Origin of the sequence: Bradyrhizobium elkanii WSM2783 (assembly GCF_000472865.1) — a bacterium.
Taxonomy (GTDB): domain Bacteria; phylum Pseudomonadota; class Alphaproteobacteria; order Rhizobiales; family Xanthobacteraceae; genus Bradyrhizobium; species Bradyrhizobium elkanii_A.
This window is the reverse complement of sequence record NZ_AXAP01000105.1, coordinates 20,096-27,095: the sequence shown is the minus strand read 5'-3', so window position 1 is coordinate 27,095 and position 7,000 is coordinate 20,096. Positions and strand designations below refer to the sequence as shown.

The following is a 7,000-nucleotide window of genomic DNA, read 5'->3' as shown; positions in this document are numbered from 1 at the left end:
CTCCTGCAGGCGCGGAACGGCGGCCCACAGTCGGTCCACATCGCCTTCACCGCCAGCGAGGTCGCCGCGCTTACCGCCCTCAATCAGCAGCTCGAAGCCAGAACCAAACGGCTGAAAAACCCACATCCCCCCGACAGCCTCGCCTGGGCCGCCTGGATCATCGGCCGCCTCGGCGGCTGGGATGGCTATCCATCATCCAAGCCGCCAGGCCCGATCACCTTCAAAACCGGCCTTGAATACTTCCATGCCGTCGCAGTCGGATGGAGCCTCAGAGATCCGTGCATGCCCTAGCGCGAAGGCGGGGACCCATAACCACAGGACTGCGTTGTGGCGCGAGCAAGCAGTTACAGCGGAGCACACAACAACGCCCTGTGGTTATGGGTCCCGGGTCGCGCTTCGCTTGCCCGGGACGACGGCGGTTTGTCGCGCGATGTCACCCTCGCGCTGCGCGATCCTTCTCATTCTGCGCCTTGATCGACTCGCGCGCCGTGGTCCAGTCGTCGTCGCTCCAGTCGCGGAGCTGATAGAAATTGCCACCCATCGCGAGCGCCTGGGCGCCGTCCATTGCGATGGTCTCGCCGTTGATCCAGTCGCAGCCGCCGGAGATCAGGAACACGGCGAGGTTCTGCAATTCCTCCATGGTGCCGACGCGGCCCATCGGGTTCATCGCCTTCGTCCGCGCGCCGGCTTCATCGCCCGGCTTGATGCGCTTGCTCATGCCTTCGGTTGGGATTTCGCCGGGCGCGATGGTGTTGAGGCGGATGCCGTATTTGCCCCATTCGATCGCGAGCGACATCGTCATGGCGTGGATCGCCGACTTGCTCATCGCCGACGGCACCACATAGGGCGAGCCGTTGCGCACCCAGGTGACGGTGATCGACACCACGTTGCCGCGCTGCTTGCCGGCGATCCAGCGTCGCCCGACCGCATGGGTGACGTAGAACGTGCCGTGCATGACGATATTGGCCACCGCATCGAAGCCGCGCGGCGAGAGCTCTTCGGAGCGCGAGATGAAATTGCCGGCGGCATTGTTGATGAGATCGGTGAGGGGGCCGCTGCTCGTCCAGATCGCCTCGATCATCTCGTCGACCGCCAGTGCATTGCGGATATCGACGCCGTGGCTGATCACGCGCCCGCCATACTGGTCCATCAGCTCGGTTGCGGTCTCGTCGCAGACGATCTTGCGGCGGCCGCAGATATGCACTTCGGCCCCCAACTGCAGGAACTTCGCGGCCATGGACTTGCCGAGGCCGGTACCGCCCCCGGTCACGAGGATACGCCGTCCGGCGAGAAGCTGATCTGTGAACATGGTTTCCACCCAAAGGGGATTGTCAGTTAATTGGTCGATTGACTAAAACCGCCAACGGCCCTTCTGTAAAGCGCCATCAAGAACAGCGGAGGACAATACCATGGAGCAACGCGTCACGATCTCGGTTTCCGATGGGATCGCCGATGTCCGGCTGGTGCGCGCGGACAAGATGAATGCGCTGGATGCCCCGATGTTCGAGGCGCTGGTGGCCGCGACTGAGCGCCTTTCGACCGAAAAAGGCGTCCGGGTGGTAGTATTGTCCGGGGAGGGGCGGGCGTTCTGCGCCGGCCTCGACATGGGGCGTTTCGCCGCAATGAAGGAGAAGGGCGGCAACGGGATCGCGGGCGGCGAGAAGCGGGACCTCACCATCCGCACCCACGGGCAGGCCAATTTCCCGCAACAGGCAGTCTGGGGCTGGCGGCAGCTCCCGGTGCCGGTTATCGCCGCGGTCCATGGCGTCGCGTTCGGCGGCGGCTTCCAGCTCGCGCTTGGCGCCGACATGCGCTTCCTCAGCGCTGACGCGCGGATGTCGATCATGGAGATCAAATGGGGCCTCGTCCCCGACATGGCGGGCACGCCGATCCTCGCCACGCTCGTGCGTGACGATATCCTGCGCGAGCTCACCTATACCGGGCGCATCTTCTCGGCCCAGGAAGCCCTGGGCTATGGCCTCGCCACCCGCGTGTGCGACGATCCGCGCGCCGCGGCCTTCGAGGTCGCGCGCGAGATTGCCGGCAAGAGCCCGGATGCGGTCCGTGCCGCCAAGCGCCTGTTGAACAAGCTGTCGGTCGATCCCGGCCCGGCGCTGCTCGCCGAGTCCGTCGAGCAGCAGAAGCTGTTGGGCAGCCCGAACCAGACGGAGGCCGTGCGCGCCAACATCGACAAGCGCCCGCCGCGCTTTGTGGACGCGTAGAGCCTCTCACGCCGTCATGGCCGGGCTTGTCCCGGCCATCCACGTTTTGGTCTCTCGGCGACGAAGCAAGAACGTGGATCACCGGGACAAGCCCGGTGATGACGAAAACAGCGAATGCCGGGCCAACAACGGACAAGAACAACAAGCAAATGAGCGAAACCTCCCAACTCTTCCTCGGCATCATCAGTGGCGATCGCCGTCGCACGCATGAGGAAGTCGCCGAGCGCACTGAGCGCATCGCCAGCGGCCTGCGGAAGCTTGGCGTCCGCGAGGGCGACAGCGTGTGCATGCTGATGCGCAACGACATCGCCTTCATCGAGGCCGCCTATGCCGCGATGCGGCTCGGGGCCTATGGCGTGCCGATCAACTGGCATTTCAAGCCGGAAGAGATCAACTACGTGCTGACGGATTCCGGCACGAGGGTCCTGATCGCGCATGCCGACATGCTGCATCCGCTGCGGGATGCGATCCCCGCCGGCATCACCGTGCTGAGCGTGCCGACACCGCCGGAGATCCTCGCCAACTACAAGATCAATCCCGATCATCTCGGCGTGCCGGATTTCGCTGTTGATTTCGAGCCGTGGCTCGCGAAACACCCACGTTATGACGGCCCGGTGGTGCCGCAGCCGCAGAACATGATCTACACCTCGGGCACAACAGGCCATCCCAAGGGCGTCCGCCGCTTTGCCCCGACGCCGGAGCAGGCGGCCAATGCGGAAGCGATGCGCGCCATGATCTATGGCCTCAGGCCCGGCGTCCGCGCGCTGCTGCCGGGCCCGCTCTATCATTCCGCGCCGAATTCCTTCGGCCTCCGCTCCGGCCGGCTCGGCGGCGCGCTGCTGATGATGCCGCGCTTCGATGCGGAAGATTTCCTCAGCTTAGTCGAGGAGCAGCGGGTCGACACCGTCTTCATGGTGCCGACCATGTTCATCCGCCTGATGAAGCTGCCCGAGAAGGTGCGCAGGAAATATGACGTGTCCTCGCTGCGCCATGTCATCCACGCTGCCGCGCCCTGTCCGGCCGATATCAAGCGCGCGATGATCGAGTGGTGGGGACCGGTGATCTATGAGTTCTACGGCTCGACCGAGTCGGGGGCGGTGACGTTCGCGAATTCCGAGGATGCGCTGAAGAAGCCCGGCACTGTCGGCAAGATTTCGCCCGGCGCCGAGCTGCGCTTCATCGGCGAGGACGGCAAAGTGCTGCGATCAGGCGAGATCGGCGAGATCTATTCGCGGATATCAGGCAATCCGGATTTCACCTACCACAACAAGCCCGAAAAGCGCGCCGAGATCGACCGCGACGGATTCATCACGTCAGGGGATGTCGGCTATATCGACCAGGATGGTTACGTCTTCATCTGCGATCGCAAGCGCGACATGGTGATTTCGGGCGGGGTCAACATCTATCCGGCCGAGATCGAGGCGGTGCTGCATGCCGTTCCCGGCGTGCATGATTGCGCGGTGTTCGGCATCCCCGATGCCGAATTCGGCGAGGCGCTGATGGCGGTGGTCGAGCCGCAAGCAGGGGCCAAGCTGGACGTCGCCTCGGTCCGCGCCCAGCTCAAGAACTCGCTCGCCGACTACAAGGTGCCCAAGCACATCGAAATCGCAACCAACCTGCCGCGCGAGGATTCAGGAAAGATCTTCAAGCGCCGCCTCCGCGACCCCTATTGGGAGCAGGCGGGAAGGAGGATTTAGCGACGGCAAACTGGTTGTCGTCCCGGCCAAGCGAAGCGCGAGCCGGGACCCATAACCACAAATGCCGGTGTTGTGCGACGCTGTGGCCCCAGCTGGCCGTAACCGCAGGCGCCTGTGGTTATGGGTCCCCGCCTTCGCGGGAACGACGGAGAGGCGGCGCAACATCCTGTGTGCGCCGCCTCCAACTTCATCTTGCGCTGCGGCAAAAAAGTTGCACACTCGCACCAGCCGGGCAGTTGCTGGAGCGATCAGCCATGTCTCCCCAGACCATGTCTTCCGAGACCGAAGTCCGCGCCAATCGCGCCGAGGACAGCCAGGCGCTCGAGGAAGATGCGCGGCTGCGCAACGACATCCGCCTGCTCGGGCGCGTCCTCGGCGACACCGTGCGCGACCAGGAGGGCGCCGACGTCTTCGACCTGGTCGAACGCATCCGCCAAACCTCGATCCGGTTCCATCGGGATGAAGACCGGCTGGCGCGACGGGAACTGGAAACCATCCTCGACAGCATGTCGATCTCGGAGACGGTGCGGATCGTCCGGGCCTTCAGCTATTTCTCCCACCTCGCCAACATCGCCGAGGACCAGAACAACATCCGCCAGATGCGGGGGCGGGGAGCCGGTGCGCCGCGTCCGAGCCTGCTGACGCAGGCGGTGAGCCATGCGCAGCAGGCTGGATTCAGCCCTGACGATCTGCGCCGCTTCTTCAAAGGTGCCCTGGTCAGCCCGGTCCTGACGGCGCATCCGACCGAGGTCCGGCGCAAGAGCACCATGGACCGCGAGATGGAGGTCGCACGTCTGCTCGACCGGCGCGAACGGGTGCAGATGACGCCCGAAGAGAGCGAGGCCAGCGACGAGCAGCTTCGCCGCGCCGTGGTGACGCTATGGCAGACCAATCTGTTGCGCCGGACCAAGCTTACGGTGCTGGACGAGGTCACCAACGGATTGTCGTTCTACGACTACACGTTCCTTCACGAGGTGCCGCGGCTGCATTGTGCGCTGGAAGACCGGCTCAACAAGGAAGGCGGCGAGCCCGGCGAACTCGCATCCTTCCTGAAGATGGGAAGCTGGATCGGCGGCGACCGCGACGGCAACCCGTTCGTCACCGCCGATGTCATGCGCGGCACGCTGCGGCTGCAGTCGAGCCGGATCTTGAGCTTCTATCTGGAAGAGCTGCACTTACTCGGCGCCGAATTGTCGCTAGCCAAGAACCTTGCCGATGTTTCTGACGAGTTGCGTGTGCTCGCCGAGCGCTCGCCCGATCCTTCGCCGCACCGGAGCGGCGAGCCCTATCGTTTGGCGGTGTCCGGCATCTATGCCCGGCTCACCGCGACCGCCGAGAAGCTGCAGGTCGAGATCACGCGGCGGCCGGTCGGCAAGGCCGAGCCGTATACCAATGTGAATGAGCTGAAGGCCGACCTCGACGTGCTCGACCGCTCGCTGATCGCCAACAATTCTGCCGTCATCGCGCGTGGACGCTTGCGGCTGCTGCGGCGCGCGGTGGATTGCTTCGGCTTCCATCTCGCCCGCCTCGACATCAGGCAAAACTCCGCGGTGCATGAGCGCACCGTCGCCGAACTGCTTGATACTGCGATCCCCGGCATGTCCTACATGGCGCTCAGCGAGGATGCCCGCATCAACCTGTTGCTCGGCGAACTTCGCAGCGCGCGTCCGTTGTCCTCGCCCTTCGTGAAATACAGCGAGGAGACGCAAGGCGAACTCGCCGTGTTCCGGGCAGCCGCCGATGCGCATGCGACCTTCGGCTCGGAGGCGATTTCCCAATGCATCATCTCGATGTGCAAGGGCATGTCCGACATGCTCGAGGTCGCCGTGCTCTTGAAGGAGGTCGGGCTCATCAATCCCTCCGGCCGCAGCGCCATCAACATCGTGCCGCTGTTCGAGACCATCGAGGATCTTCAGGCGTCCAGCGGCATCATGGACCGCATGCTGGCGCTGCACGATTACCGCCGCTTGGTGGACAGCCGCGGCGGCGTGCAGGAGGTGATGCTCGGCTATTCCGACAGCAACAAGGACGGCGGGTTCGTCACATCAGGCTGGGAGCTCTACAAGGCGGAGATCGGCCTCGTCGAGGTGTTCGAGCGCCATCACGTGCGCCTGCGTCTGTTCCATGGCCGCGGCGGCTCGGTCGGCCGCGGCGGCGGCCCGAGCTATGACGCCATTATCGCCCAGCCCGGCGGCGCCGTGAACGGCCAGATCCGGATCACCGAGCAGGGCGAGATCATCTCGAGCAAATATTCCAACGCCGAAGTCGGCCGCAACAACCTGGAGATCCTTGCCGCCGCGACGCTCGAGACCAGCCTCTTGCAGCCCAGGCAAAGCGCGCCGCGCGCCGAATATCTGAAGGCGATGGAGCAGCTTTCGGCGCTTGCGTTCAAGGCATATCGCGGTCTGGTCTACGAGACCGACGGCTTTGCCGATTATTTCTGGGGCTCGACCGTCATCAACGAGATCGCGACACTCAACATCGGCAGCCGTCCGGCGTCGCGCAAGAAGACCCGCGAGATCGAGGACCTCCGCGCCATTCCCTGGGTGTTCTCCTGGGCGCAGTGCCGGTTGATGCTGCCGGGCTGGTACGGCTTCGGCAGCGCGGTCGAGGCCTGGATCGCGGAGCATCCGGAGCAGGGCATGCCGTTCCTGCAGGAGCTCTATAAGGAATGGCCGTTCTTCCGCACGCTGCTCTCCAACATGGACATGGTGCTGGCAAAGAGCTCGATCGCGATCGCCTCGCGCTATGCCGAGCTGGTGCCGGATGCGGAGTTGCGCGAGCAGATTTTCGGCCGCATCCGCCGCGAATGGCATCTCTCGATCGAGACGCTGCTGGACATCATGGGCCATGAGCGGCTGTTGCAGGGCAACCCGCTGCTCGAACGCTCGATCCGCAACCGCTTCCCTTATCTCGATCCGCTGAACCACGTGCAGGTGGAACTGTTGAAAGAGCACCGCGCGCAGAACCCTGACGAGCAGGTGCTGCGCGGCATTCAGCTCACGATCAACGGGATCTCCGCAGGGTTGAGGAATAGCGGGTAGGGGGCGAACGCCGCTTCACCGTCGTCCCGGCGAACGC

At 64.5% G+C, this 7,000-nt stretch carries 4 protein-coding genes and 1 pseudogene; 4 read left to right on the top strand and 1 reads right to left on the bottom strand.

Features of this window, described 5'->3' with window-relative positions:
* Positions 1-291, top strand: a pseudogene (locus tag YY7_RS62365) (IS4 family transposase); the annotation flags it as partial.
* Positions 292-433: 142 nt separating this feature from the next.
* Here the strand turns inward: YY7_RS62365 and YY7_RS0143920 are convergent.
* Positions 434-1,309: an SDR family oxidoreductase gene (locus YY7_RS0143920; protein WP_028168660.1), complete on the bottom strand. Its 876-nt coding sequence runs from the start codon at positions 1,307-1,309 to the stop codon at positions 434-436.
* 100 nt (positions 1,310-1,409) lie between these two features.
* Between YY7_RS0143920 and YY7_RS0143915 the strand changes: the two genes are divergently transcribed.
* The 3 genes from YY7_RS0143915 (at position 1,410) to ppc (ending at position 6,963) form a co-directional block, all read left to right on the top strand.
* Positions 1,410-2,222, top strand: a complete 813-nt coding sequence (locus tag YY7_RS0143915; protein WP_028168659.1) for a crotonase/enoyl-CoA hydratase family protein — start codon at positions 1,410-1,412, stop codon at positions 2,220-2,222.
* A 149-nt stretch (positions 2,223-2,371) separates the two neighbouring features.
* Positions 2,372-3,919: an acyl-CoA synthetase gene (locus tag YY7_RS0143910; RefSeq protein ID WP_028168658.1), complete on the top strand. Its 1,548-nt coding sequence runs from the start codon at positions 2,372-2,374 to the stop codon at positions 3,917-3,919.
* A gap of 254 nt (positions 3,920-4,173) precedes the next feature.
* Positions 4,174-6,963: a phosphoenolpyruvate carboxylase gene (gene ppc, locus YY7_RS0143905; protein WP_028168657.1), complete on the top strand. Its 2,790-nt coding sequence runs from the start codon at positions 4,174-4,176 to the stop codon at positions 6,961-6,963.
* The last annotated feature ends 37 nt before the right edge of the window (positions 6,964-7,000 follow it).